This is a genomic window from Algoriphagus litoralis (assembly GCF_003259255.1).
GTDB lineage: Bacteria > Bacteroidota > Bacteroidia > Cytophagales > Cyclobacteriaceae > Algoriphagus > Algoriphagus litoralis.
In genome coordinates, this window is the sequence record NZ_QGOL01000003.1 from 404442 (window position 1) to 430225 (window position 25784).

Genomic DNA, 25784 nt, shown 5'->3' on the forward strand with positions numbered 1-25784 from the left:
TGATCAAAAATAGGAAAGCTAGGCGGATTTAACCAATCGATGTGCCAGAAAGGACCGGGATGATTTTTTCTGGGGTGATTCCCCAAATCCAATCGCCATCATTTGGTTTAACCAAGGCCAGCCCAGTGAAATTGCCGAAAGCAGGCAGGATAAGCTGGGACCGAGATAGAAAAAAACATGGAATCCGTACAGATTGACGTGCTTTTCCGACGAGTCGAATCCCCGGATGAATATGTCCACAGATATTAATCAATCCCTCCCCATAGACCTCCATGGGCTCATGCGAGAGCAAGAGGGGTCCAACCTGCAAGGGTTCATTATGGATTTTTAACATGGATTGTTGATAAGCCAGTGGAGCCAATACATCATGATTTCCCTTGACGAGATGAAACTCACAAGTAGGAAACCCAGTCAGGAAATTATTAAAATAATCCCATTGACTATTCCAATCTGAATGAAAAAGGTCTCCCAAAAAGTAGACAGAATGGGGTTGATAGTCCTCAAATAGTTTTTTCAAAACCAAAAGATCGGCATCATGTATAGGCTCGGGAATAGGAATACCGGACTTTCTGAAGTGAGCGGCTTTTCCAAAATGAAGATCCGCAAGCAAAAGGATTTGAAAGTCAGGAATCCAGAGTGCTTTTTCTTTTAATAAAACCAAACTGAGGCCTGAGAATTCTATCGAATGGTGCGTGAGGGTAGTATTCAATTTTTTCACTTCCTGCATAACAATTTCAAAGCTATTCGTATTTAAGGATATCAAAACTTAATTTTTATGAAATCATGAACTCCATCTGTGACAAAAATTAAGTTGATCCGTATTCTTGCGAAATTCCATATTCTATTTGAAAGAACAGATTAAATAAAAATGAAAAAGAGACAGTTTGCTTCAATTCTTGGATTGCTTTTTATCGGTTTAGTCCTGCAGGCAAAAGCACAAACTGAAAGCGCAATTCTAGGACTTTGGTACAACACAGAAAAAACCGCTCAGGTTGAAATTGTAAAAAGTGGATCTACTTATCAGGGAAAAATTGTTTGGCTAAAAGAGCCAAATCCGGATGGAAAACCTGCGATTGACAAGCAAAATTCCAATCCCAAATTGAGAACTAGACCCTTGATGGGATTGGCAATCTTGGATGGGTTGAAATATGACGATGGAATGTGGAAAAACGGTGAAATCTATGATCCAGTATCAGGGAAGACCTATTCGTGCGAACTGAAGCTCAAGACAAATTCCATTCTAGAGGTAAAGGGTTACGTGGGATTTTCTTTTGTGGGGAGAACGGTAGAATGGACCCGGATCAAATAAAAAAAAGCGGGTTGGGTTCCCGCTTTAGTATTATTGCTGAAGATAGAATGACTTTAGGAAATAAGTCAATTGTTCAAATTCAATCAAAAACGCATCGTGCCCAGCGGTAGAATTGATCTCCTTGTAGGTACCTCGTTTCACTTTTTGACTGATATATTGGGTTTCTTTTGGAAGAAAGAGCTGATCTGAATTAACCCCAATGGCCAATACTTTTGCCTCAATTTTTTCTAAGGCGGCGACTACGCCACCTCGTCCTCTTCCTACATCATGGCTGTCCATTGCTTTGGACAGCGTCCAATAGGATAGTGCATTAAACCTATTTGCCAATTTCTTGCCTTGGTATCTAAGGTAGGAGGCAGGCCGATAGCCGTCCAGTTTTTCTTCGCTATCGCTTTGCTTGATGGCGAGATCATCGGGATGCCGGTAAGTCAGCATAGCAATTGCCCTTGCAGTTTCCAATCCTTTTGCCCCGGCTGACTCAGTACATTCTCCCCAAGTACAATCTGATTCAATAGCCATTCGTTGGGTCTCATTGAAACCGATTACCCAAGGGGATGTCTTGGAGGTTGAAGCCAAAATCACCGCATTTGACAGTCTTTGACCTAAGGTCAAGGCCCATTCTAAGCTCACCTGACCACCCAGCGATCCTCCGATCAGTGTCTGAATCTTGTCAATTCTGAGATACACTCTCAGTTTTTCCAAGCTTGCGGCCAAGTCTCGGGTGGTTAGTTGGGGAAAGTCATAGAAATAGGGAGATCCTGATGCTTGATTAATACTGAAAGGATTTGTGGATCCATAGCAACTTCCCAGGAGGTTAGCACAGATGATGAAATTTCGATTAGGATCAAAGAATTTGTCTTCGCCGATCAATCCATTCCACCATTCTGCAGCATTGGAGTCCCCAGTCAGTGCATGGACGACCCAGATCACATTGGATTTATCTTCATTCAATTGACCATAAGTCGTGTAAGCAAGGTCAAAACTTTCCAATTTTTCACCTGATTCCAGATGTAGTGGTTCGTTGGAATGAAAAACTTCCTGAGTCATAGTCAAATCAGCGTATGGGCTAGTCAAATTCATTGGTATTGGTAATCAGATTTTATCGAATGCTTGCTGTAGGTCAGCTTTGATGTCTTCTACGTGCTCGATTCCAAAAGAAATCCGAAGCAGGTTTGGGGTGACACCCGCAGCTTTTTGTTCTTCATCAGATAATTGCTGGTGGGTAGTAGCTGAGGGCTGAATGATCAGTGTTTTGGCATCCCCTACATTAGCTAGGTGTGAGATGAGCTCAAGGTTGTTGATGAAAGCCGAGGTCTGCTCTTTGGTTCCCTTGATCTCAAAACTCAATACTCCCCCAAAGCCATTTTTTAGATATTTTTTGCCTAATCCATGGTAAGCAGAGGAGGGAAGGCCTGGGTAGTTCACCTTCGAGACTTGCGGGTGTGCTTCGAGCCATTTGGCGACTTCCAGCGCATTTTCTACTGTTCGTTGGACACGAAGAGACAATGTTTCTATACCCTGCAGCAATAGAAACGAATTGAACGGACTGATCGCAGGGCCAAAGTCTCTCAATCCTTCTACTCTTGCCCGAATCGCAAAAGCAATGTTTGGGAGTCCTAGTGGATTGTTGTCACCAAAGACTTCCCAGAAGTTCAAGCCGTGATATCCGGCAGATGGTTCAGAAAATTGAAGATATTTACCATTTCCCCAGTTAAAATTTCCGGCGTCTACGATGATCCCACCGATAGAGGTGCCATGACCGCCGATCCATTTGGTCGCAGAGGAGGTGACAATATTTGCTCCGTGCTCAATGGGTCTGCAGAGGTAGCCGCCCGCACCAAAAGTATTGTCTACTACGAGCGGGATGTCATGTTTCTTTGCTAAAGCAGCAATCGCTTCGAAGTCAGGAATATTGAATTCAGGATTTCCGATGGTTTCCAGATAGATGGCTTTTGTCTTGGAATCGATCAATTTTTCAAAGGCTTCTGGAGAATCTCCTTTTGCGAAGCGTGCATCAATACCTAATCGCTTGAATGCTACCTTGAATTGATTGTATGTACCGCCGTATAGAAATGAGGTGGAGACAAAGTTGTCGCCTGCTTCCATGATATTGTTCAAAGCCAAAAATTGAGCGGCTTGGCCCGAAGATGTAGCCACAGCAGCTACCCCGCCTTCTAGTGCGGCAATTCTTTTTTCAAATACATCCGTGGTCGGATTCATGATCCTCGTGTAGATGTTGCCAAATTCCTTCAGTCCAAAAAGGTTTGCGCCATGTTCTGCACTGTTAAATACATAAGATGTAGTCTGATAAATCGGCACAGCCCGGGAATTGGTAGTAGGATCGGGAGTTTGTCCGGCATGTAGCTGTAGGGTCTCGAATCGATAATTTGCTGACATTTTTTTGATAGGTTAAAGGGTTAGAAAAACGGGAATAATCCCAAGAGAAATCAATCGTTGAAGTTGAATTAGATACAAAAACACCTGAAATGCCTGACAGGGGCAAAAGCAAAACCATAAAGAAATTGGTGGTGAGAGGCTAGAAAAGTAGGAGTAAATTGCTTGTTCATTTTGCAAGGAATTTATAGGTCCGAAAGAGAATAGCTCAGCCGGCAGGAATTGGCACCTTGGATTTTCCAGGTTGCCAGAGGGTCAATGAGCCTGTCTCTCGCCTCTTCTATATAAATCCTTGCACTCAAAAAGTGAAAGGATATGCAAATAAAAACCCGGAAACTGAGAATTCAAAATGGAATGACAGCTTCCGGGAAAATTTCAATTAAAGTTCTCCATCAGAATATCTGAATACTGGATGAATCGCATTGATATCGGGCTTGATGGTAATGAGTTCTTTGACCAGTCCATTGGAAAGCCCATACACCCATCCATGGATTTCTGGAGCATTTCGCTCATTCCAAGATTTTTGGATGATAGAAGTTTTGATCAAATCCTGACATTGCTCCAACACATTGTATTCTACAAGTTTATTGACTCGTTCTTCATGATTGGGTTCGCTGTCGATTTCGCTTTGGTAGGTTTTATAGACTTCCTTGATGTTGCGAAGCCACTTATTGATCAGACCAAATGACTTATTGGAAACAGCTGCATCTACACCGCCACATCCATAGTGACCACAGACTATGACATGCTCCACCTTCAAATATTCGATAGCATACTGCAATACAGAAAGGAGATTTAAGTCCGTATGAACGACCATGTTGGCAATGTTTCGATGAACAAATACCTCACCTGGATCCGTTCCGGTAATTTCATTTGCAGGGACACGACTATCGGAGCATCCAATCCACAGGAATTTGGGCTTTTGCTGATGAGCTAGTCTAAAAAAGTATTTTTCATCCTGTTGGATTTTCTCCTGCGACCAAGCTTTATTCTGAAGTAAGAGTTTTTCGTATGGGTTCATGAATTTTGTGTTAGGTGGTAAGAGAAACCTTCTATCGTAATTTCAATGTTTTTGGATCCTGCGGAGGCAATGAAGTCATTTAAAACTTCCTGAATGTCATGGTCTATAAAGTTGACTTTTTGGGCGTTCAAAATCACCCTGCTACCCTCAGGAATTTCTCCCAAACTTTTTAAAAGTATCGCTTTGTTGAGAAATGAAACGTCCTTCTGAAGCTTTACGAGGTAATTTCCATTCAATTCAGTAATTGAAATTGCTCTTCTGAAGTTTGTTTTGATTACAAAATACAGCCCGAAGATCATTCCAATCCCGATTCCGATCAATAGATCAGTCAAAAGGATTGCAGCAATAGTGACAATAAATGGGATAAATTGATCTAGACCTTTTGAATAGGTAGATATGAAAATTGAGGGCTTTGCAAGTTTATACCCAACCAAGAATAATACTGCGGCCAAGCAACTTAAGGGGATCATATTCAGTATTCCGGGGATTGTCAAAACCAGAATTGCGAGTAAAATTCCATGGAAAATTGCCGAAAGTTTAGTTTTTCCTCCAGAAGCAATGTTTGCCGAACTTCTAACGATCACGGCGGTAATTGGCAATCCACCCACCAAACCAGAAAGGGTATTTCCGACTCCTTGCGCTACCAATTCCCGGCTGGAAGGGGTAATCCTTTTGTAAGGATCCATTTTATCAGCGGCATCTATACTTAATAGTGTTTCGATACTTCCTATCACAGCTAGTGTAAAAGCAATTATCCAAAACTCAGTGCTGGCTACCAGCCCGAATTCTGGAAAAGTCAGTAGACTTCCTAGCTCTGAAATCGAACCTAGAACTGGAATATTAACGAGGTGTTCACCTTCTAATTGCCATTGAGGCAAGAATGCTCCGTAAAATTCATTGATCACTATTCCTGAAATAACTGCCAAAAGCGCTCCCGGAACAGCGCCGAAAATCTTGTGATTTTTCAAAAATGGCCGTTCGTATACTACTAAAATCAACAATGCGATCACTACAATCGGGATTGCCCCAGGACTGAAATACTGGAAAGCATACCAAATCTCCGAGAAGGTGTTGTGCTGATCTGCTTGTAAAAAGGTCTCGTCACCCATGGTGTCTTTGTCATAACCTAAAGCATGTGGGATTTGCTTTAGGATCAGGATCAAACCTATCGCACTGAGCATGCCCTTGATCACGGCGTGAGGAAAATAATAACTTAAAATCCCGGCCTTCAAAAATCCTAGAATGATTTGGATCAGTCCTGCAATGACCACAGCCCCTAGGAAAAGCTCAAATGTACCAAGAGAGGAAATTGAATCCAGGACTATTACAGTCAACCCGGCCGCAGGACCACTCACACTTACATGAGATCCGGAAAGACTACCAACTATGATACCTCCGATTATTCCGGCGATTAATCCAGCCATAGGAGGGGCTCCACTGGCAATGGCTATGCCGAGGCACAGGGGAAGAGCGACGAGAAACACGACTAAACTCGCCTTCAGATCATATTTTAAAGTGCTTCCAACAAGTTTATCCATAGTGCTTTTGAAATGAAAATGGCCAAATAAAAACCATGATCAGAATCAAAAGTAAGATTCTCTTATGAATGTTATTAATTAAATAGAGGGATGCTGGCAAATTATTTTAGAAGCTGAGCAAAAGCGGTATCTATTTTTCCAAAATCAAATGTTCCTGTCGCCTTTTCCATTTTTTTCTGAATTTCAGCAGTTCCCAAGTTGCCAATGCTTCCTTCATGGGTGTGATTTAGGTGCTTCTGATCGGGAGTGAAATTGTCCGCTTCAATATCCAGACCTACTTGCTTGTAGGCATCTCTGAAAGGTACGCCTTTCAGTACCAGCTCATTGACTACTTCTACCGAAAATACATGCTTGTAGAATACCTCATCTAGAATATTTTCCCGGACTTTGATGGATTTCAGCATGAATGTGGTCATGTTTAGGCAGGACTTCAAGGTATCTATTCCGGGAAAAATCTCCTCTTTCATTAGCTGTAAATCTCGGTGGTAGCCGGTAGACATATTGGTTAGCATATAGCTCACCGTGGTAGGAATTCCTTGGATTTGGTTGGTTTTGGAGCGGATCAGCTCAAATACATCCGGGTTTTTCTTATGGGGCATGATGCTGCTTCCGGTAGTCAGATCATCCGGAAAGCTGATAAAAGCAAAATGCTGGTTCATAAACAAGCACACATCAGTGGCAAGTCTATTGAGCGTAGCAGCAATTCCAGCCATCGCAAACGCCAAAGTCCGCTCGGTTTTTCCGCGGCTATTTTGCGCATTGATCACATTGTGATGCATATCTTCAAAACCCAAAAGGGTAGTAGTCATTGTCCGGTCCAATGGAAAACTGGATCCATATCCAGCAGCAGAACCTAGCGGGTTTTTATTGCTTAAGTCAAAAGCTGCTTTGAGCAAACCCAAATCTTCGGTCAAACCTTCCGCAAATGAGCCAAACCAAAGTCCAAATGACGAAGGCATCGCCAACTGTGTATGGGTATATCCCGGCATCAGATCTTTTTTATGCTTTTCTGAAAGGGAAATCAATTGATTAAAAAGTTCCTGAGTGTCTTCCACTAGTTCCCGGATTGCAGCTCGGTAATAAAGTTTTAGATCAACCAAAACCTGATCATTTCGGCTTCTTCCGCTGTGAAGCTTTTTCCCAACTTCTCCAAAACGCTCGGTTAGCAAAAACTCAACTTGTGAATGGACGTCTTCTACACCTTCTGCAATACTGAATTGGCCTTGCTCGATTTCAAAATAGATTTCTTTAAGACCTTTCTGGAGGATCTCATTTTCTTCCTGAGTCAGAAGGCCAATTTTTGCCAACATTTTGGCGTGAGCCATCGAACCCAATACATCAAACGGGGCAAGTAAACTATCAAATTCAGGATCGCGACCAATAGTGAATTGTTCTACTTCCTTTTTGCTGCCGGTGGCTTTTTGCCAGAGTTTCGTCATGATTATTGGTTAGCTGAGTTCAGCATATTTGTTGATGATAGAGATGTAGCCTTCGATTCCTTTCTGGATTTCTTCCAAAAAGATGAACTCGTCAGCTGTATGTGATCTTGCGGAGTCACCAGGACCGATTTTGACGGATGGCCAAGGGATCAAAGCCTGATCAGAAAGGGTAGGGCTTCCGTATTTTTCCAGCTCCAATCTAGTCGCTACCTGATTCATCAGATGACCTGCAGGTAGGTGAGAAGACTGAAGACGCATGGACCGGGGAGTAAGTTCAGCTTTAAGGTTGGCTTTCAGCTCTTCAAAGGCCTCCTGAAGCGTATAAGCATCTGTTACCCTCACATCCAAGGTGTATTCACACAGATCCGGAACAACGTTATGCTGCTGTCCAGCTTTGATTACAGTAGCAGTAACTTTCGTTCGGCCTAAAAAAGGGCTAGACTTCATGAATTGGAAATTTCTGATTTCATCTAAATCTTCCAAAGCCAAATAAATTGCGTTGACACCTTCCTCACGGGCAGCATGTCCTGCTTTACCGTGGATTTTGGCATCAATCACCAACAATCCCTTTTCGGCGACGGCAAGCTTCATCAGGGTAGGTTCACCGACGATGGCAAGTTCCGCCTCGGGAAGTTTTGAAATGATGGAGGAAATGCCATTTGGACCGGAAATTTCCTCTTCGGCAGAGGCAATAAAAAGCAGGTTAAAGGGAAGCTCTTGCTGGATGAAATAACAAAATGTGGCTAATAAACCTACCAAAGGCCCCCCTGCATCATTACTTCCTAACCCGAAAAGCTTTCCATCTTCCACGATGGCCTGATGTGGATTTTTGGTGTAGCCAGCATTTGGTTTTACTGTATCATGATGTGAATTAAGCCAGACCGTAGGCAAGAAAGGATTGAATTCCTTGGCAAAAGCCCAGACGTTGTTTCCTTCCCGATTGACTTCTACTCCTTTTTTAATCAGATTCTTTTCAATTAGGTCTGCTGTCAGGTTTTCTTCTTTGGAAAACGAGGGGATCTCTATTAGCTCCTTCAGCAATTGAACTGCCTCTTCAAAAAATATTTTCAGGTTTTCCATCAGTACAGATCGTATCGATTACGTTCAATGGTGGTACCCGAGAGTTTTCCTTTGGCAGCCAGTAGGAGATTTTCGGCTTTGCCAATCCAGACATGGTTAACACCTTTTTCGAGCGCTGCAAAGGCATTATCCAACTTGGGAATCATTCCGGAATGGATCACGCTTTCCTTTCGCAACTCTGCGTAAATGTCTTCATTAATTAAGGGGATGATTGAGTTTTCATTTTTTTCATCCACCAACACCCCACTTTTATTAAAACAGAAATACAAATTCACCTGATGCTCAGTGGCCAAACTGGTAGCGAGGGCAGAAGCAATGGAATCTGCATTGGTATTGAGCAATTGGCCCTTTTTATCATGTGTAATGGCATTGACTACAGGGAATAGACCTGCACTGAGCAATGTCTTAATCAACTCAGTGTTGATTTCCTGAATATCACCTACAAACCCATAGTCTATCCCTTTCACCGGTCGCTTGATTGATCGGATGAGGTTTCCATCAGCGCCAGTCATTCCGATGGCATTTACTTTCATGGCCTGAAGCTTGGCTACCATATTTTTGTTGATCAGACCGGCGTAAACCATCGTCACAATATCCAGCGTATCCTTATCCGTGATTCGTCTCCCATCGACCATCTCTGGCATCACTCCCATAGACTCACCAAATCGGGAAGCCATGATTCCGCCTCCGTGGATAAGGATTTTCGGACCGGGAAATTTGGCGAATAAGGCCAGGAATTCGTCCAGCTTTTCTGGAAAGTCGATGACGTTTCCGCCGATTTTGATAATTGAAATCTTCATAGGTTTGCCAGCTAAAAAAGGGGTTATCCCAGAATTTTACTTAGGACTGCCTGGGCAGCATAGATTCTGTTTTCTGCTTGATTTTGTACTAAAGAACGTGCACTATCCAAAATCTCATCCGAAAGTTCAAGATTTCTTCGCACCGGCAGGCAGTGCATTACTTTTGCATTTTCCGCATGTTTCAAATGTTTTTCGGTCAGCATCCAAGAGGCATCAGTGGAAAGAATTTTTCCATAGTCATTGAAAGAAGACCAATTCTTAACATACACAAAATCAGCATCTTTAAGTGCTTTGCTTTGATTATATTCTATACTGGCTCCTTTAGTAAAAACCTCATCCAATTCATACCCTTCAGGGTGTGTAATGGTCAGGTCATGACCCATTCCCAGTGTCCATTCTGCAAAGCTGTTTGCTACTGCATGCGGTATAGCCTTGATATGTGGTCCCCAGGTCAGAACGACTTTCGGTTTTCTCTTTCCTTCGGAAAATTCCTGCATCGTGATCTGATCTGCCAAGCTCTGAAGGGGATGGCGTATTGCAGATTCTAAACTAACTACCGGCTTTCCGCAATATTTGACAAACTGACCAAACACAAAGTCATTGATGTCCTCGTCCCTATTGGTCAGGGAAGGAAAAGCACGGATCGCCAAAATATCAAAGTAAGAACCCAAAACTCCTGCGGCATCTTTGACATGCTCTACAGTCCCTTTATTCATCACGGCACCTTCTTTCATCTCGAGGGCCCAACCTTCTTTGTCCATATTTAGGACTATGGCTTCCATGCCTAGGTTTTGTGCTGCGATCTGTGTGCTTACTCGGGTTCTCAGGGAGGGATTCAAGAAGATGCATCCTACGCGCTTTCCCTTGCCTTTGGCTATATCCAAACTCGGATTTGCTTTGTAGGAAATCGCCAGATCGATTAATTCCTGACCGAGTTCTTTCGACTCGAATTGTGTAAAATGATTCATTGAAACTAGAGTAGGGGATTAAAAAGCTTAATTACTAAGAATCTCTTTAACAGCGGACAAGAACGAATTTAACTGATTCCATTCTACGGACAAAGGTGGAAGCAATCGAATCGTTTCCTTTTTTGCAGCTGAACCTGTGAAAATATGGTATTTCTTAACCATTTCTGATCGAACTGGACCCGCATCCCGATCTAGGTCAATCCCGATCATCAACCCTTTTCCTCGGACATCAATAATGCCGGGAATTTGCTTAAGCTCCTGAATCAATTTTTCACCGAGCTCTAGCGCTTTTGCCTGAAGATTTTCAGATTCCATCACCTCCAATACAGCCAGCCCAGCTGCACATGCCAGGTGATTGCCACCAAATGTGGTTCCAAGTAACCCGTAGCTTGCTTTGAATTCAGGGGAAATCAACAATCCTCCAATCGGAAAGCCATTTCCCATGCCTTTAGCCATCGAGATCAGATCCGGCATGATGCCATCAACCCACTGATGTGCAAAGAATCGGCCTGTTCTACCGAATCCGGATTGAACTTCATCAAGGATCAGTTTGGCACCATATTTTTTTGCCAAGTCCGAAATTCCGAGTAAGAATTCCGCTGAAGGCACTTGAATCCCGCCAACACCTTGAATTCCTTCGATGATGACGCCGGCAATAGTATTCGTTTGTAGGGCCTGTTCTAAAGCCGCCAAATCGCCCCATGGAAGAATATGGAAATCGGATCGAGCATTGCTTGGAGCCACTATCTTAGGATTGTCAGTCAAAGCAACCGCACCGGAAGTCCTCCCATGGAATGATCCCGAAAAGGCAATGAAACCGGCTTTTCCTGTTGCAAACGAAGCCATTTTGATTGCGTTTTCATTTGCTTCTGCTCCGCTATTGCAGAGAAAGAGTGCATAGTCATGCAGGCAAGACAGGTGACCAAGTTTGTTTGCAAATTCCTTTTGGATAGGAATCTGGATGGAATTGGAGTAAAAAGCGATTTGATCCAGTTGATCTTTGATTCGCTTTACATAGTGTGGATGGGTATGTCCAATGGAAATCACCGCATGACCGCCATAGAGATCCAAATATTCCTGACCCTGATCGTCCCAAAGTTTGCAACCTTCGGCCTTGACCAAAGTGACGGGAATCAAGGGATATACGTCGAATAAATTCATTTCGATTGTTGATTTACGAATAACGATTTACGACCTCTTTTTTGATTTCAGTCGCTAAATTCAAATTCGATTGTTGATTTTTTCTTTGTCTAAAGTCTTGCTTCTTGTGTCTTGGCTCTCGTTTCTAAAACGCGATTGACTTCAAATTCAAGCCCATCTTTTCATCCAGCCCAAAGGCGAGATTGAAATTCTGGACTGCTTGCCCGGAGGCGCCTTTTAGAAGGTTATCAATTGCCGAATAAATCACCAATTGCCCCGCTTCTTTTTGGACAAAGAGGAAGCATTTATTGGTATTGACCGCTTGCTTCAAGTCTATATCCTGTGTGGAGACAAAGGTGAAAGCGGCATCTTGATAGAACTCCTGATAGGCCTTTAATGCTTCTTCCTCAGTTCCTGTAAAAGGAAAATGAGCGGTGATCCAAATACCTCTTGAGAAATTCCCTCGATATGGGACAAATAGAAGTTCGGAGTCGAAGTCAGGATTGATCTGCCTAAAAGTCTGCCCAATTTCCTTGAGATGCTGATGGGTAAATAGCTTGTAAACAGACATATTACCCGTTCGATAGCTGAAGTGGGACGTTTCTCCCAGCTTTTTACCAGCACCAGTACTTCCTGTGATTCCGGAAATCTGGACAGTGTCTTTCGCCCAACCTTTTGCGATTGCGGGTGCTAAAGCCAACTGAATGCCTGTGGCAAAACATCCTGGATTTGCGATGCGCTTTGCGGATTGGATTTTGGCTGCATTGACCTCAGGAAGGCCATAGATAAATCCATCAGATTCATTGCGAAAGTCAGTGGAAAGATCGATGATGACAGTTTCTGGAGAGAAAGGATGGGCCTCGAGAAATCCCTTGGTTTCGCCGTGAGGCAAACCCAAAAAAACAGCATCAATCCCTTCAGCAGGAACTTGGTCTGTAAAAACTAAGTCACAATCACCAATCAAATCCGGATGAACTTCTGCTACATTTTTTCCTTTTTGGGAATTGGAATGAACACAGACCAGTTCACAGGCAGGATGGTGTACCAAGATGCGAAGGAGTTCGCCTCCGGTATAGCCAGCTGCTCCGATAACCGCCGTTTTGATCTTAGTCATTGCTGTTTACTTTGTGGAAAATGGCCGTCTGATTGCCCAAAATTCGGGTAAATCCTTTGACATCTTCTCCGGTGTATCCTTTGTTCATTTCGCCGTAGCTTCCAAATTTGGATGACATCAAATCATGATCGGAAGTAATTCCAAGCAGGGTAAATCGATAAGGTTGGAGCATGACTCGAACATCACCCGAAACAAATTTCTGGGTATCTGCTAGAAATGCTTCCAAGTTCCGCATGACAGGATCCAAATAATGACCTTCATGCAGGTGATTACCATAAAACTCCGACAGCTGGTTTTTCCAGAACATTTGCCATTTGGTCAGAGTATGCTTTTCCAAAAGTTGATGTCCTTTGATGATAATAAGCGGGGCAGCAGCTTCAAAACCCACACGACCCTTGATCCCGATGATGGTGTCTCCGACGTGAATGTCCCGACCAATTCCATAAGGTCCGGCCAAAGCTTGAACCTTTTGAATGGCATGTACCGGATTTTCAAAAATTTCTCCATCAACACCTTTCAACTCACCTTGAACGAAGGTCAATTTTATTTCTTTGGCTTCAGTTTCAGTCACCTGGGTTGGCCAAGCTTCTTCCGGAAGGAAATCTGAAGAAGTCAACGTTTCCTTTCCTCCGACGGAGGTTCCCCAAATTCCCTTATTGATAGAATAGGCGGCCTTTTCAAAATTCATCGAAACACCGTGCTTTTTCAGGTATTCGATTTCTTCCTGACGGGAAAGCTTCAGATCACGAATCGGGGTGATGATTTCGATATCCGGTACAATCGTCTGGAAAATCATATCAAAACGCACCTGATCATTTCCAGCTCCAGTCGAGCCATGCGCTACAGCTTTGGCACCTATGGATTTTGCGTATTCTGCCAAAGATTTTGCCTGAAGGATTCGCTCTGCAGAAACAGAGAGAGGATAAGTGGCATTTTTCAGTACATTCCCAAAAACCAAGTACTTGATCACCTCTTCGTAATAGGTGTCAAGAACTTCCAAAATATGGAAAGATGCTACTCCAAGTGTATTTGCCCTAGCCTCGATGGCTGCCAGCTCTTCTTTAGAAAAGCCTCCAGTATTTACAATTACGGCATGGACTTCATAACCAAGATCCTTGGTAAGGTGAAGCGCGCAAAATGTGGTATCCAAGCCTCCACTGTAGGCTAAAACAACTTTTTTCATGGAATAATGAGGTTTATATCCCGCAGGATAGGATTAAAGAAAAATGCTCGTGATCGAATCTTTGGATTTGTTCAATTTGAGCATTACATATTTTTTGAGTCTGACCCATCGGTCAAATAGTTTGATTTCCTTTTTGAAATCATCACGAAGCGCCAATTCTTCAGTATGATTTCGTTTGGCATTCGGATCATAAAGCATTGCGGTGCAGAGGCAGTTTTGACGGTTTTTGGCCATCAAAATCTCGTAATTCACGCAGCTTCTACAGCCCTTCCAGAACTCTTCATCGTCTGTAAGGTCGGAATAAGATACCGGAATGTAGCCCAATTCAGAGTTGATTTTCATCACTGCAGCTCCTGTAGTCAGGCCAAAAATCTTAGATTCCGGGTATTTGGTACGGCTGAGTTTGAAGATTTCACGCTTGATTTTGCGGGCCAAACCGTACTTTCTAAACTCAGGAGAGACGATCAGGCCAGAATTGGCCACAAACTTCCCATGTCCCCAAGCCTCGATATAGCAAAATCCAGCCCATACCCCCTCAGTAGTCAATGCAATGACAGCCTTTCCTTCTTCCATTTTTGTTTCCAAATAGGCTGGGCTTCGCTTAGCAATTCCAGTTCCGCGGGCTTTGGCGGAATTTTCCATTTCATCAGCAATGATGGAGGAAAACTGCTTGTGAGATGAATCTGCTACAATGATTTTGAAAGAAATGTCTTCCATAATGGACTGCATGAATTTTCTCCATAATGAAATGGAGGGTGAAGATTAAAACTAGGAATTCAAGGAATGTGCGGAGAACGTTTTCCACGTAGGAAAACAGAAAATATTACAGGGTCAAACCCTATAGGTAAACCTATTTCTCCTTGAAGGAGCAAAAAATGACACAGCACGGCTTTTCACTTCCTTAGCGAAGGAAATAAAAACTACTGCAGCTATGTAATTATTCTTTGTCATGCTTTTGAGGATGCAAATGTTATACCTCAATAAACAAATTACAAGGAAACAGTATAAAAATTTACCTGAAATGTGGATTTAAACCACTCTAAACTAGGCTTTCCAATGAAGATTTTAAAAATCCAGAAATATTGAAATTTTATTCCGTGTTCGGATCTACCTCGCCATTTCTTTCAATGCAGAAACGAACTTGTCTAGCTCTACTGTGGATGTATAAATATTCGGTGAGATCCTACAACCTCTCACCCCGGCGCCATCTATGGCTACAGTAAAAATCTGATACTTGTCCATGAGAATTTTGGACATTTCTGCTGGTGTGACTTGGTCCACGCCCACATTTGCGATGCCACAGGATCGACTTGGGTCTTTTGGAGTATTTACTGTCAAGCCTGGAATATCTCTCACCTGATCACTCCAATATCGCTGAATGTATCTTAGTCGATCTTCTTTTCGCTTTCCGCCGATCTTTTCTTGAAATTCTATCGCATTCAATACGGCCAAATCCGTCGCCACGGGATGGGTTCCTGTATTGTTGAGGTAATCCATCGTTTTCAACTTGAGGTCAAAAGGAGCCAAGAGCGGTTCCAGTTTGCCGATTTTATCTTTCTTCACATAGAGCATTCCACAGCCCAGCGGAACACTTAGCCATTTGTGAAGACTGGATCCGTAGTAATCGCAGTCTAATTCGTGCAGATCAAAGGTAAAATGACCCACTGCATGCGCACCATCGAGCATAATTTCCACTCCATGTTCATGGGCCATATTGGCAATTTTTCGCACAGGTAGGATATGGCCGGTAATATTCACGATGTGCGGCACCATCATCAATCGGGTATTGGGAGTGATCGCCTTTCGGTAGATTTCTACAATTTCCTCATCACTTTCAGGATGGAGCGGAATGTCGATCTTGACGGTTTTGATTCCCCAGCGTTTTGAAGCCAATTCAAACATCGTCTGCATACTGCCATAGTCCTGATTGGAGTAAATTGCTTCGTCACCTGCTTTCCAAGGATATCCCGAAATAATCAAATCAAGTGATTCAGTGGTATTTCTAGTCAGCACTACCTCCTCAGGATCTGCACCTACCAGCTCCGCAACTTTGGCAGCGGAATTAGCTTTGTCCGCTACTTTCACTGTTCGCATGTAGAAGGCTCCTTGGTAGTTTACAGCACGAATATGCTCAATATACTTTTCTAGGGTTTCCTCTGGCAGAAAGCAATAGTACCCGTTTTCTAAATTGATATAATCTGGCTTCAAGCGATACCCGGCACGAATTTGATCCCAAATATCAGGCGCAGAAAAATCCAGATTTTCCAGCATCAGTGGTTTGGCCTTAGATTGGAATATGGAAGCGCTCCCTATTCCCAGAGCTGCCAGAGATTTGATAAATGATCGCTTATTCATGTGTTGGGTGGTTTTTTAGAGAATATAAGAAAGTAACCAAATGATGACCAGTAAGATAGCTGTCCAAGCGATCCAGGGTTTTCGTTGCGGAAACTCAAATTTGCAGATCGGACATACCGAAGCTTTGGAATCAATTTCCATCGCACAGGAGGGACATTCTTTAGTTTTCACGGTTTGGACTTGAACTCTTTGGGTTAAAATCTCATTTGTGTTTTAAGTAAATAAAAAATACCGTGAAATCATGCATGTTTCCCTTTGGCAAGTGCCGAATAGAAAGAATACAGGATGATTTCATTTCGCTTAAAATCAAAAAAATTAAGTAATATGAAAATCGAGATTTGGTCTGATGTGGTGTGTCCTTTTTGTTATATCGGGAAAAGAAAGCTGGAAAAGGCAATCGCTAAGTTTCCCTTCAAAGACAAAGTACAAATCGAATGGAAAAGCTTTCAACTTAATCCTGAGCAAGAAACAAATCCAAACATTAGCACTTTGGAGCATCTAGCGAATTCTAAAGGCTGGTCAATGGAGCAAACCCGTGAGATCACCTCCAATGTGGTGAATATGGCTGCAGCTCAAGGGCTGGAATTTGACTTCGAAAAGGCAGTAGTAGCCAATACCAAAAATGCCCATCGACTGATTCATCTGGCTAAAGCTTCAGGAAAAGGAGATGTGATGAAAGAAGCTTTGCTTAAGGCCTATTTTTCAGAGGGAAAAAATGTGGATGACTTTTCTACCTTGATTGCTTTAGGAAAAGAAGTCGGGCTAGAAGAAGAAAAAATTAAAGCAATGCTTGAATCTAATCAGTATGAAGATACTGTAGAACAGGATATTTATGAATCCAGACAGCTTGGTGTAAGAGGAGTTCCTTTCTTTGTGTTGGACCGAAAGTTTGGGATTTCAGGAGCTCAGCCAGATGAGGTTTTTGATCAGACTTTGGAGAAAGCCTGGGCTGAATTTGCGAAAAATAATCCTGTCCTTGACATGGCTGGTGACTCCGATGCGGAGAGCTGTGATGTGGATGGCAAAAATTGTTTTTAAAAAGTGCTCACAGATTTCACTGATTCGCACAGATTTTTCATAATCTGTGTTCATCGGTGTCATCTGTGAGCCAAATTTTTTCTTACCAAACTCCTCTCGTTTTCATTTTCAGTGTATAGACGGCATCCATAGCAGTGATGAATAGCGTCTTCCGGTCCAATGCTCCGAAGACCACGTTTGCAGTCCAATTTGCAGGAACAGGAATATGAGCGATCTGCTCCCCATTTTTATCGAAGACTGTAACTCCTTTTCCTGTGAGGTAAACATTGCCTTTTTCATCGATGGTCATTCCATCTGAACCCATCTCACAGAATAGGGTCTTATTGGTCAGATAGCCATCCTCATTGATGTCATATTTCCAGGTTTTTTTTGCTCCGATATCAGCCACGTAGAGTGTTTTTCCGTCAGGAGTCCCTACGATACCATTTGGCTGAGTCAAATCTTCTGTGACTCTGAAGAGTTCCGATCGATCGGCAGAGAGGAAGTACACATGCTGACCGTCTTGTTCCATTTCTTTGCCTCTGATACCTTCCCAATAAGGCCTTGGGTAAAGCGGATCGGTGAAAAACAAACCACCACTTGGTTTTATCCAGATATCATTTGGTCCGTTGAGTCTTTTTCCCCTAAATGAAGGAACAATGACTTTTTCCTTACCTGTGGTTTGATCAATAGCCCACAACTCATTTTTCAAATCCGCTGCTGAAATCATCGTCCCATCTAGCTGGAAGTACAATCCATTTGATCGACCAGCACCTTCTTTGAATAGTTCGATTTTATTGCTTCCCGCGTACCATTTGTAGATTTTGTCGTTGGGCTGATCGGTAAAGAAAATATCACCCATTCGATTGACCGCAGGCCCTTCGGTAAAGCTAAAACCATCCTGGACTTTGACCAGCTCAGCGTTTTTGGCTACAATTCCACGTTTGTCTTCAATTTGGGCAAAGAGCGAAACTGAAGCAAGGAGAACTCCCGATAGGGTAAGAATACTTTTTAAATTCATTATCGTAGGTTTTAGGGGTTATTTTCGATTCATGACGACCACCAGCTTTTTCAAATCTGGGCTATAGGCCATTCTCGTGATATTTTGATGGGTAGTTGAATTTATCGTCCCGAGCAGTTCCCATTCGGAGGCATTTGATTTTTTTTGGAAAATTGAATTGCCTCGGGCCATCAGCAGGTAATTATTATCCTGCCAAATAAAGTCCAGAGATCCGGCCAATCCAAATCCCAATACCTCAGTGGAGCCGTTTTCAATATCATACGTTCTTATCGCCAACTCGCTACCATCAGCGGTTTCTTTCGGCGACTTCATGGACAAATAGCTGATTTGAGATGTTTTTGGTCTTCGCTTTACAGCCCGACCGATATGCTCATCGATCTCCAAAAGATTCCCTTTGCCTCTGGCATAGATAAGTTTATTCGGTGAACCAAGGATAAACATTGCCGCTTTGTTGTCATACCAATCATAATATCCCACAGGAGCAATATCATCATAAAGTAGCTCAGGTTCTCCAAAATTGGTGGGATACAGCCATAGTCGCTGCGTGCTGTCCGGCTCCATGACCACTGCCGAAACATACTGTCCACAATCTGTAAGTGTAGGGGAAAACTCACTTCGATCTGAGGTTTTGGTCAGATTGGTGAACTTTTCTGAGTTGAAATTATATACGATGATATCATGGTTGCCCTTTTCATCCGCTGCTGAGAAGACCAGTTGGTATTCGTTGATGAAATTTGGCTGATTGTCGTATTCAGGACGGTTTGTTAGGGGGTTAGCAGTTTCGGTAAGTACCTTAAATTTTTTGCCTTTCCCCTGAGTATCCATCACCCAAATATCAAAACCACCCTGAGCCAGAGTAGTTTGAGAGAAAATACCAAGGGAAAACGAAAGCGCGAAAATTAATTTCTTCATCAAAATAAGTTCTAAGCCAACCAAATTACAAAATCAAGGTTAGAATGGCGTGGAGAAATTACATCTATATACCGATTCTTTGTTTGACCAACTTCGGCAAAGGCAAGATTCTTTGGCAGATGACGCAGTGACAAGCTTGATTCAAGCGCCAGACTTGATTCCATTGATCAATACCTGGGACGTCATTCCTGATAAGCTTCCCGCTACATTTCCCACGGAATTGATTTCTTTTTTTGAATTCTTTCAGCAAAAGGAAGATTCATTTGATCCGATCACACTAGAGCGGGGGCAGGATTTCTTTGAGAAAAATGGAGACATGTATACCGCTATGCTAGGATTCTATTCACTGCCTTATTGCTATGCGTTTGCAGATGGCGCGGAAGTGTTGGTCAGGTCAAAGCGGATCATTGACGCTATCGGAGAGCGATTGGGAGAAACAGGGAGTTTTGTGATGGAAATTTTCAAACCCGGCGCATTTCTCACCGCTAAATCCGCATTTTTGATTTGTGCCAAAGTCCGCTTGATTCATGCCTTCAGCAGGTATTTCATTGTGAATTATGCCAAAGACTGGAATACGGATTTTGGCAAGCCGGTCAATCAGGAAGATATGCTAGGAACCAATATTGCATTTAGTCAGATTGTTTTGCGAGGATTATTGAAATTGGGAATAACCATAAGTGAGGAGGAGCATCAGACTGTGTTGGCCTACTGGAAATGGATCGGGGAGCTGATAGGAATTGATGTTAGTTATTGGCCCGAGACCTCTAAGGAAGCCTTTGAATTGGACAAGCACATTCGCCGGAGACATATTCGGGCTTCTGATGCTGGCCAAAAATTGATCCTTGCTTTGATGAATTTTTATCGTAAAAGCATCCCAGATCCTGTGCTTTCAAGTCAGGTCGAAGGGATTATTTCATTTTTTCTGGGGAAAGATGCATCCACCGCGCTTAATCTTCAATCCAACCAAAGGATTCAGGGAGATTTATTGGGATTGGTTTTCAAGTTGAATGGATTTAAGAATTTTGGAAAGAAAAAGAGTTATTCCAACCTGAAAAGGAACTTGGACCAACAGCAGATTCAACAGTTTGGAAAGGTACTGACGATTAACCTTCCTGAGATGAAGCGTTCATAAGCGAACACTTTTTTGTTCATTTATCATGCAGTAAAATTACAGGAGTGCGGATTTTGGCGTTTTTAAGCCACATTTGCCAGATGGCACCTTTTTCGTACTTTCAGAGCCATGAAGCAGATTACCGCATTGCTAAATCGTATCCCGCTCGAATTGATTTTCTGGATAGGAAGCTTAGTGGCCATTTTGATGCTGGAACCGCATGCAGAAAGCCACTTCAGCTTATGTCCACTCAATCAATTGGGCTTCGATTGGTGTCCGGGTTGTGGATTGGGTCGGTCGATGAATCTCTTGGCGCACGGGGATTTTAAGGCCTCTTGGTCCATGCACCCATTAGGAATGGTAGCATATGTGGTGATCTTTCACAGAATCTGGAATCTTATAAAAAACCTAAAAACAACACACAATTATGGCTAATGTATTAAGACACCTTCCAGAATTGGAAGGAATGGAACTCGGGTATATTCAGGGTCTATTGAAAAACATGGATGACGACCAAGCATCACTTTTCGCACAGGTTTACCGTGCCAGAAGAAAAGACTCCCAAATGATCCTGATATTGACACTGCTTGGATTCTTCGGATTTGCAGGCCTTCACCGATTCATTCTTGGACAGATTGGCTTGGGTATTCTTTATATCCTCACCATAGGTCTTTGTTTCATCGGTACGATAGTCGATTTGGTGAATTATAAGAGCCTAGCCTACGAATACAACGTGAAAATGGCACATGAGACCCTAGCAATGATTTCCAATCATTTTCCAAATATGGGAGGAGGAAGTTCATTCAGTTAATTGAATATTATAAGCAAAACTAGCCTCGAGAAATCGGGGCTTTTTTATGCCATGTGTTTATCACCAATTCTCATTGTTCATTGATTCCTGTTCCTCACCACCGAAAGATGGCATTACGGTTTTTCCCTTTTCTGAAAAGATAAGATGAAACTTTTGCACTAATTCCCCTGACGTTTTCAATTCTTCAAAAGAGGCCTGAGAAATGTGAAAGGGGACTTCGATCAGGTTATTCGACTTAGGTGAAAAAGGAGGTGCGATGGCCGAGGAAAAGTAAAAGGGCCACATCGTTTTTGCGCAGCTGATTCCCCAAAAATCTATCGGATACTGATCAGCATAGCTCGTCAAGCGCTCGTTGATTTCTTCAAAAAACTGATTGGTCTCAGCTAATCTGATGCGTGAGCCAGCCCGTGATTTCCCCTTGGTTTTGAGGTGTTTAATTTGAGATTTTCCCTGCTTTTGCCTTACCATATAAGCGCGAAATACCTTATGGTCCATCAAAACTCCCTGATGAAAATAGCCAGTCACAGCCTGTCCTGCCCGAATCAGTGCCAATGAAAAATGGGAGTCTGAATTATCCGCAAGACCAGCTCCTTCCGACCAATTTATCGTCCAGGGCAGATAGATTTTTGCAAGCCATTCCTGATTGTCTTCGATGCGGAGTTGGTGCTTTTTTGGATCAAAAATCAGCGTAAAGTCCTTTTTAATCGAATCCGAAAGAAGCTCCTCAGCAAATTGACGGTTGATGATCCGGGCTTGGGGAATATTCATTTCTGGGAAAAAACTATTGGCTATCTTTACGCAAATAAAGAAAAAATCATGCAGGAAGATATTCAAAAACTTTTTGACCGAATGTGCGACCCCAAGGAATCAGAGGCGTACTTTTTCGCTGACAAACTTGGCACTTTGGCAGATGAGGAAGCCAAAGACAAGCTTCTGGAATTGGTGAGGGGAGATAATTGGGAGTTGGCTTATTTGGCGTGTCGATCACTTTCCAAGACTAAGTTCCAAGAGGAAGCTTTGGATGTGATTTTCGAGACTATTTTTGATAAAAAGAACAAAACAGTTCAGGGGGCTTTTGTGCAGATTTTAGAACATTTTGACTTGAGCCGACGATTTGTGGATATTTTCAAGGTGTTTCTTTTTGGCAATTACAAGGCTTCCACCTTGGCAAAAGTCTATTTGGATGAAGTGGAATTTGACGTCAGTCCCAGGACTATCCGAAAGGCTGAAAAACACTGGAATCATTACCTGCATAATCCTGAGGATGAAGGTAGCGTAGCGGTAAAAAAGTCAGAAGTGGAGCCTATGTTGCAGGAAATGAGGGAATTATTTTCCTAGGTTGATACAACAAATTTTCATTTCCTCAGTTTAAAAAGTTATGAGGAAGCTGGAAGTCATTGAACTGCACCATCAATTTTTTGATGATTTTGGATTTAAGTTCCATGCTTCCAATTTGCTATTCCAAAAGGATTTTCAACACGGAAGGCAGGTATTGTTCGTCCATTTTGTAGAATATCCTGATGCTTGCTATCTGGAGTATAATTTGGGAATCCGGATTCATAAAGTAGAGGAGATTATCCATCGATTTTTGCCCACTTTGAGTGATTATTCAGACCGATCGATCACTTTGATCCAGACTCCTGACAAAATCGGAAAAATGATTCCCAAACGTTTTGTTCTCGAAAATGACGGGCAATTGGCAGAGGCGATCATGGCCGCGGAGAAGTTCTTCGTGATGCATGGGTTTCATTGGTTGGACGAAATGATCCAACCCAAGAAATTGGAAAGGGCTTTTGCAGAGCGAAAGGACAAAGCCTTTAAAACCCAGAATTTTGTCTATAATTCGTTTCGGGGAGCCACTTTGGCAAAGTTTTACAATCCATCCGATTATCCTATTCTTCGTCAAATCTATCTGGAAACCATCCGGCAGCGCGAAATGACACCATTTACCATAGCTTCATTTCTTCAGCTTCTGAATTATTTGGATCATCTAGAGGTGTGATCAAAATTTCCTTTTTACGCCTCGGACTGCTTCAGCACTGATCGGATCTTCAGGCCATTCGTGTTTGGGATAGCGTCTTTTGAGCTCTTTTTTAACTTCGAAATAGCCATTCGCCCAGAAACTTCGCAAGTCTTGAGTCAATTGTACCGGTTTGTATCCAGGAGAGAGCAATTCGATCAAAATGGGGATTTTCCCTCCGTTCACTCTTGGCGTTTCCAAAAGTCCAAAAAGCTCCTGGAGCCGAACCGATAGGAGTGGAGTTTCTCCTTCTGACTTGTATTCAATAGCGATTTGACTTCCCGAGGGGACATTTAAGTGGGTAGGCGCTAAATCGTTCAGGAGATTTTGTTGTTCAAAAGAAAGACTTTGAAGTAGAATCGAGTTCAAATCAAGTTTTTTCAAATCTTCATTTTTGGAGATATTTTCCAAATATGGCTCCAGCCAGTCTTTGGCACTCAGACACAAGGATTCCGTAGTCCAAAAAGGCCATTCCTGATCGGGATTCCATTTTTTGAGGGATTGAACCCGAAAGATCAACTGTTCTACCTTTTCACTGAAATCAAGGAGCATTTCTCCATCCAATGCAATTGCTTCAAGGATCGCGGTTTTGGCTGAGCCTTTATCAAACTTTTGAAGGGGACGTGTTCCTAGTATGATTGCGCCAATTCGAATTTCAGAAACTGCAATCAAACCACCCTTTTTCCGATCCCACTCCAGCACCTCGCGGGTCTTAAGCATAGGAGCTAGGTCCTTTGGGTTCAGTGGTGCTGCCATCCAGATTTTCCCCATACCTTCTCTGGCATCCACATGAGCTACCGCGAGCCATGATTCATGGGCTAAGTCGTCCCGATGTCCGATTTGGGCTATTTTCCCGTTGGAAAGTTGGAATTGGGCATTGTTTCCAGGTCTTGCGGCTGCAATTCGTTCTGGATAAGCATAAGCCAAAAGCAAACCTGTCTGCCAAGGATCCACCGGATCATTTTCTGGTTGGACCGAAAACATCCGTCGATACTGGGCCGCGACTTTTTCGATTTTCTTGATTCGCGCCATGTTTACCCCTCTGCTTCGGAATCTTCGAAGCGCTTCTATTCTCAGGTTCAAATCCACTCCTGAATCCTGTGGAAGTGGGTCCCGTTCTTCCAGCACTGCTGCAATATCCGTGGCTAGACCGAGTTGATTCATTCGCTTTGCAAAGATCAACATATGGGCAATCCGAGGATGGCAGGGTACTTGGTGAATTTCTTTTCCATGCTCTGTCAAATTTCCATCGATGATAGCATCGAGTGATTCCAGTGTTTTTTCTGCCAAGGCCAAGGTACCCGCAGGAGGTGGAGTAAGCCAGGTCATAGAGCGGATATCTTGCTTTCCCCAGGCTTTCATATCCAAAACCAAAGCTGTCAAATCAGCTTCCAATAGCTCAGGAACTCGATATTCAGTCAGCTGAGCTTGTGTCGATTTGGTCCAGAGTCGATAAGAATGACCGGCGGTCAAACGGCCCGCACGACCGCTTCGCTGATCTGCTGAATCCTGGCTGATCCGATGCAGAACCAAACGAGAAAGTCCGGATCTCGCGTCAAATCGGTTTGATTTGGCGAAGCCGGAATCCACGACTATTTTGATTCCTTCAATGGTCAATGAGGTCTCTGCGATGTCTGTGGAAAGGACGATTTTTCGCTTTCCCGAAGGGTGAGGAAGTATCGCACGGTTTTGCTCAGCCGGTGAGAGTTGACCGAAAAGCGGTAAAACGACGGTGTCGGGCAAAGCTCTTTTGAGGATTTCTTCTGCTTTTTTGATTTCTCCCTGACCGGGTAGAAACACCAGAAAATCACCATCGTGCTTTTTAGTCAATGGGATAATCTGTCTTGCAGCATCTTCACCGATCGCAAATTCATCTACTTCGTTCAGGTAATTCACCTCGACAGGATATTGTCTTCCCTGACTTTGGATGACCTTGGCACCCAAAAGGCTGGAAAGCTGATCAGCATCGATAGTCGCAGACATCAGGAGGATCCGCAGATCGGGTCTCAACACTTGCTGAATTTCCCGACAAAGTGCCAAAGCAACTTCCGAATGGAGATTTCGCTCATGAAATTCGTCAAAGATCACCAAGCCGATATTTTCCAGCGCATTGTCCGAATGCATCATTCTGGTCAGGATTCCTTCTGTGATGACTTCGATTTTGGTTTTGGCAGAAATGGCCGATTCGAAGCGAATCCGATAGCCTATTGTCCCTCCAAGGTCTTCTTCAAGCATGCTCGACATTCGCTCTGCGATACTTTTGGTAGCCAATCGGCGTGGCTCGAGCATAATGATTTTCTTGCCTTCCAGCCAGGGTTGCTCCAATAGTGCCAAAGGTAAAAGTGTACTTTTCCCAGCCCCGGGAGGAGCTTGAATTATCAGGGAATTTGCTTCGGAGAGGTGGCTGATGACCTGAGGGATGATTTCCGCTACAGGAAGATCGAAGGAATAAGGATTGAATTCAGACATGGACCACAAATTTAATCGATCAGCGCTCGGTATCTAAATCCTCCGAAAAAAGAACAAAAAAAAGCCACCAAGATTTCTCTTG

General features: G+C 43.1%; 26 protein-coding genes and 1 riboswitch. Of the genes, 7 read left to right on the plus strand and 19 right to left on the minus strand.

The annotated features are described in order from the left end of the window. Nucleotides 1-28 precede the first annotated feature (28 nt). Entirely contained in the window at nucleotides 29-727 is a 699-nt protein-coding gene (gene pdeM / locus DK188_RS05190) for a ligase-associated DNA damage response endonuclease PdeM (RefSeq protein WP_111669736.1), read from the minus strand. Between the two features lie 141 nt (nucleotides 728-868). Here pdeM and DK188_RS05195 point away from each other — a divergent pair, with 141 nt between their 5' ends. Further along, the gene (locus tag DK188_RS05195) at nucleotides 869-1309 is read left to right on the plus strand and encodes a DUF2147 domain-containing protein (protein ID WP_111669737.1); all 441 of its coding nucleotides are present in this window, start codon (nucleotides 869-871) and stop codon (nucleotides 1307-1309) included. Between the two features lie 30 nt (nucleotides 1310-1339). Here DK188_RS05195 and DK188_RS05200 read toward each other — a convergent pair whose 3' ends face one another. The 14 genes from DK188_RS05200 to DK188_RS21430 all read right to left on the minus strand — a co-directional run bounded on the left by DK188_RS05200 (nucleotide 1340) and on the right by DK188_RS21430 (nucleotide 16512). Further along, nucleotides 1340-2389, minus strand: coding sequence for a homoserine O-acetyltransferase family protein (locus DK188_RS05200; RefSeq protein ID WP_111669738.1), 1050 nt, complete (start codon nucleotides 2387-2389; stop codon nucleotides 1340-1342). A 12-nt stretch (nucleotides 2390-2401) separates the two neighbouring features. Further along, nucleotides 2402-3706, minus strand: coding sequence for an O-acetylhomoserine aminocarboxypropyltransferase/cysteine synthase family protein (locus tag DK188_RS05205; protein ID WP_111669739.1), 1305 nt, complete (start codon nucleotides 3704-3706; stop codon nucleotides 2402-2404). Nucleotides 3707-3885: 179 nt separating this feature from the next. Continuing rightward, a riboswitch (SAM riboswitch) is annotated at nucleotides 3886-3994 on the minus strand. 88 nt (nucleotides 3995-4082) lie between these two features. Then, a complete protein-coding gene (locus DK188_RS05210) occupies nucleotides 4083-4724 on the minus strand; it encodes a carbonic anhydrase (RefSeq protein WP_111669740.1) in 642 nt (213 codons plus the stop codon). Further along, the gene (locus tag DK188_RS05215) at nucleotides 4721-6262 is read right to left on the minus strand and encodes a SulP family inorganic anion transporter (protein WP_111669741.1); all 1542 of its coding nucleotides are present in this window, start codon (nucleotides 6260-6262) and stop codon (nucleotides 4721-4723) included. The genes DK188_RS05210 and DK188_RS05215 overlap by 4 nt, the downstream gene beginning before the upstream one ends. Before the next feature lie 101 nt (nucleotides 6263-6363). After that, nucleotides 6364-7701, minus strand: a complete 1338-nt coding sequence (argH, locus tag DK188_RS05220; protein ID WP_111669742.1) for an argininosuccinate lyase — start codon at nucleotides 7699-7701, stop codon at nucleotides 6364-6366. A gap of 9 nt (nucleotides 7702-7710) precedes the next feature. After that, on the minus strand, nucleotides 7711-8781 hold the full coding sequence (locus DK188_RS05225; protein WP_111669743.1) for a M20 family metallo-hydrolase: 1071 nt from the start codon (nucleotides 8779-8781) through the stop codon (nucleotides 7711-7713). Beyond that, nucleotides 8781-9581, minus strand: coding sequence for an acetylglutamate kinase (gene argB / locus DK188_RS05230; protein ID WP_111669744.1), 801 nt, complete (start codon nucleotides 9579-9581; stop codon nucleotides 8781-8783). The genes DK188_RS05225 and argB overlap by 1 nt, the downstream gene beginning before the upstream one ends. A gap of 23 nt (nucleotides 9582-9604) precedes the next feature. Then, nucleotides 9605-10549, minus strand: a complete 945-nt coding sequence (locus DK188_RS05235) for a Rossmann-fold NAD(P)-binding domain-containing protein (RefSeq protein WP_111669745.1) — start codon at nucleotides 10547-10549, stop codon at nucleotides 9605-9607. Between the two features lie 27 nt (nucleotides 10550-10576). Then, complete coding sequence (locus DK188_RS05240; protein WP_111669746.1) at nucleotides 10577-11710, minus strand: aspartate aminotransferase family protein; 1134 nt, start codon at nucleotides 11708-11710, stop codon at nucleotides 10577-10579. Nucleotides 11711-11834: 124 nt separating this feature from the next. Then, complete coding sequence (argC, locus tag DK188_RS05245) at nucleotides 11835-12803, minus strand: N-acetyl-gamma-glutamyl-phosphate reductase (protein ID WP_111669747.1); 969 nt, start codon at nucleotides 12801-12803, stop codon at nucleotides 11835-11837. Then, nucleotides 12796-13986: an argininosuccinate synthase gene (locus DK188_RS05250; protein ID WP_111669748.1), complete on the minus strand. Its 1191-nt coding sequence runs from the start codon at nucleotides 13984-13986 to the stop codon at nucleotides 12796-12798. Before DK188_RS05250 ends, argC begins: the two co-directional genes overlap by 8 nt. 33 nt (nucleotides 13987-14019) lie before the next feature. After that, on the minus strand, nucleotides 14020-14703 hold the full coding sequence (locus tag DK188_RS05255) for a GNAT family N-acetyltransferase (RefSeq protein ID WP_111669830.1): 684 nt from the start codon (nucleotides 14701-14703) through the stop codon (nucleotides 14020-14022). A gap of 390 nt (nucleotides 14704-15093) precedes the next feature. Beyond that, a complete protein-coding gene (locus DK188_RS05260) occupies nucleotides 15094-16341 on the minus strand; it encodes an aminotransferase class V-fold PLP-dependent enzyme (RefSeq protein WP_111669749.1) in 1248 nt (415 codons plus the stop codon). Between the two features lie 15 nt (nucleotides 16342-16356). Beyond that, nucleotides 16357-16512 carry a hypothetical protein gene (locus DK188_RS21430; RefSeq protein WP_157963166.1) on the minus strand — a complete coding sequence of 52 codons (156 nt, stop codon included), beginning with the start codon at nucleotides 16510-16512 and terminating at the stop codon, nucleotides 16357-16359. A gap of 153 nt (nucleotides 16513-16665) precedes the next feature. On the opposite strand from DK188_RS21430, the gene DK188_RS05265 reads away from it, so the two are divergent. After that, nucleotides 16666-17379, plus strand: coding sequence for a DsbA family oxidoreductase (locus DK188_RS05265; RefSeq protein ID WP_111669750.1), 714 nt, complete (start codon nucleotides 16666-16668; stop codon nucleotides 17377-17379). Between the two features lie 82 nt (nucleotides 17380-17461). On the opposite strand, the gene DK188_RS05270 is transcribed toward DK188_RS05265, so the two are convergent. Next, complete coding sequence (locus DK188_RS05270; RefSeq protein ID WP_111669751.1) at nucleotides 17462-18379, minus strand: SMP-30/gluconolactonase/LRE family protein; 918 nt, start codon at nucleotides 18377-18379, stop codon at nucleotides 17462-17464. Between the two features lie 18 nt (nucleotides 18380-18397). Continuing rightward, the gene (locus tag DK188_RS05275) at nucleotides 18398-19291 is read right to left on the minus strand and encodes a TolB-like translocation protein (protein ID WP_111669752.1); all 894 of its coding nucleotides are present in this window, start codon (nucleotides 19289-19291) and stop codon (nucleotides 18398-18400) included. Between the two features lie 49 nt (nucleotides 19292-19340). Here DK188_RS05275 and DK188_RS05280 point away from each other — a divergent pair, with 49 nt between their 5' ends. The 3 genes from DK188_RS05280 (at nucleotide 19341) to DK188_RS05290 (ending at nucleotide 21213) form a co-directional block, all read left to right on the plus strand. Further along, on the plus strand, nucleotides 19341-20423 hold the full coding sequence (locus DK188_RS05280) for an oxygenase MpaB family protein (protein WP_157963167.1): 1083 nt from the start codon (nucleotides 19341-19343) through the stop codon (nucleotides 20421-20423). Between the two features lie 108 nt (nucleotides 20424-20531). Further along, the gene (locus tag DK188_RS05285; RefSeq protein WP_111669754.1) at nucleotides 20532-20837 is read left to right on the plus strand and encodes a DUF2752 domain-containing protein; all 306 of its coding nucleotides are present in this window, start codon (nucleotides 20532-20534) and stop codon (nucleotides 20835-20837) included. Beyond that, on the plus strand, nucleotides 20830-21213 hold the full coding sequence (locus tag DK188_RS05290; RefSeq protein WP_111669755.1) for a TM2 domain-containing protein: 384 nt from the start codon (nucleotides 20830-20832) through the stop codon (nucleotides 21211-21213). The genes DK188_RS05285 and DK188_RS05290 overlap by 8 nt, the downstream gene beginning before the upstream one ends. Before the next feature lie 60 nt (nucleotides 21214-21273). Here DK188_RS05290 and DK188_RS05295 read toward each other — a convergent pair whose 3' ends face one another. Further along, the gene (locus DK188_RS05295) at nucleotides 21274-21981 is read right to left on the minus strand and encodes a hypothetical protein (RefSeq protein WP_111669756.1); all 708 of its coding nucleotides are present in this window, start codon (nucleotides 21979-21981) and stop codon (nucleotides 21274-21276) included. 48 nt (nucleotides 21982-22029) lie between these two features. On the opposite strand from DK188_RS05295, the gene DK188_RS05300 reads away from it, so the two are divergent. Next, entirely contained in the window at nucleotides 22030-22551 is a 522-nt protein-coding gene (locus DK188_RS05300; RefSeq protein ID WP_111669831.1) for a HEAT repeat domain-containing protein, read from the plus strand. 40 nt (nucleotides 22552-22591) lie between these two features. After that, entirely contained in the window at nucleotides 22592-23215 is a 624-nt protein-coding gene (locus DK188_RS05305; RefSeq protein ID WP_111669757.1) for a hypothetical protein, read from the plus strand. Here DK188_RS05305 and hrpB read toward each other — a convergent pair whose 3' ends face one another. Then, the gene (gene hrpB / locus DK188_RS05310) at nucleotides 23216-25702 is read right to left on the minus strand and encodes an ATP-dependent helicase HrpB (RefSeq protein WP_111669758.1); all 2487 of its coding nucleotides are present in this window, start codon (nucleotides 25700-25702) and stop codon (nucleotides 23216-23218) included. Nucleotides 25703-25784: the final 82 nt, after the last annotated feature.

Excerpts from the sequence above, each read along its gene's own strand:
- pdeM (WP_111669736.1), bottom strand. The coding sequence starts at position 727 with ATGCAGGAAGTGAAAAAATTGAATACTACCCTCACGCACCATTCGATA.
- DK188_RS05195 (WP_111669737.1), top strand. The coding sequence starts at position 869 with ATGAAAAAGAGACAGTTTGCTTCAATTCTTGGATTGCTTTTTATCGGT.
- DK188_RS05200 (WP_111669738.1), bottom strand. The coding sequence starts at position 2,389 with ATGAATTTGACTAGCCCATACGCTGATTTGACTATGACTCAGGAAGTT.
- DK188_RS05205 (WP_111669739.1), bottom strand. The coding sequence starts at position 3,706 with ATGTCAGCAAATTATCGATTCGAGACCCTACAGCTACATGCCGGACAA.
- DK188_RS05210 (WP_111669740.1), bottom strand. The coding sequence starts at position 4,724 with ATGAACCCATACGAAAAACTCTTACTTCAGAATAAAGCTTGGTCGCAG.
- DK188_RS05215 (WP_111669741.1), bottom strand. The coding sequence starts at position 6,262 with ATGGATAAACTTGTTGGAAGCACTTTAAAATATGATCTGAAGGCGAGT.
- argH (WP_111669742.1), bottom strand. The coding sequence starts at position 7,701 with ATGACGAAACTCTGGCAAAAAGCCACCGGCAGCAAAAAGGAAGTAGAA.
- DK188_RS05225 (WP_111669743.1), bottom strand. The coding sequence starts at position 8,781 with ATGGAAAACCTGAAAATATTTTTTGAAGAGGCAGTTCAATTGCTGAAG.
- argB (WP_111669744.1), bottom strand. The coding sequence starts at position 9,581 with ATGAAGATTTCAATTATCAAAATCGGCGGAAACGTCATCGACTTTCCA.
- DK188_RS05235 (WP_111669745.1), bottom strand. The coding sequence starts at position 10,549 with ATGAATCATTTTACACAATTCGAGTCGAAAGAACTCGGTCAGGAATTA.
- DK188_RS05240 (WP_111669746.1), bottom strand. The coding sequence starts at position 11,710 with ATGAATTTATTCGACGTATATCCCTTGATTCCCGTCACTTTGGTCAAG.
- argC (WP_111669747.1), bottom strand. The coding sequence starts at position 12,803 with ATGACTAAGATCAAAACGGCGGTTATCGGAGCAGCTGGCTATACCGGA.
- DK188_RS05250 (WP_111669748.1), bottom strand. The coding sequence starts at position 13,986 with ATGAAAAAAGTTGTTTTAGCCTACAGTGGAGGCTTGGATACCACATTT.
- DK188_RS05255 (WP_111669830.1), bottom strand. The coding sequence starts at position 14,703 with ATGGAAGACATTTCTTTCAAAATCATTGTAGCAGATTCATCTCACAAG.
- DK188_RS05260 (WP_111669749.1), bottom strand. The coding sequence starts at position 16,341 with ATGAATAAGCGATCATTTATCAAATCTCTGGCAGCTCTGGGAATAGGG.
- DK188_RS05265 (WP_111669750.1), top strand. The coding sequence starts at position 16,666 with ATGAAAATCGAGATTTGGTCTGATGTGGTGTGTCCTTTTTGTTATATC.
- DK188_RS05270 (WP_111669751.1), bottom strand. The coding sequence starts at position 18,379 with ATGAATTTAAAAAGTATTCTTACCCTATCGGGAGTTCTCCTTGCTTCA.
- DK188_RS05275 (WP_111669752.1), bottom strand. The coding sequence starts at position 19,291 with ATGAAGAAATTAATTTTCGCGCTTTCGTTTTCCCTTGGTATTTTCTCT.
- DK188_RS05285 (WP_111669754.1), top strand. The coding sequence starts at position 20,532 with ATGAAGCAGATTACCGCATTGCTAAATCGTATCCCGCTCGAATTGATT.
- DK188_RS05290 (WP_111669755.1), top strand. The coding sequence starts at position 20,830 with ATGGCTAATGTATTAAGACACCTTCCAGAATTGGAAGGAATGGAACTC.
- DK188_RS05295 (WP_111669756.1), bottom strand. The coding sequence starts at position 21,981 with ATGAATATTCCCCAAGCCCGGATCATCAACCGTCAATTTGCTGAGGAG.
- DK188_RS05300 (WP_111669831.1), top strand. The coding sequence starts at position 22,030 with ATGCAGGAAGATATTCAAAAACTTTTTGACCGAATGTGCGACCCCAAG.
- DK188_RS05305 (WP_111669757.1), top strand. The coding sequence starts at position 22,592 with ATGAGGAAGCTGGAAGTCATTGAACTGCACCATCAATTTTTTGATGAT.
- hrpB (WP_111669758.1), bottom strand. The coding sequence starts at position 25,702 with ATGTCTGAATTCAATCCTTATTCCTTCGATCTTCCTGTAGCGGAAATC.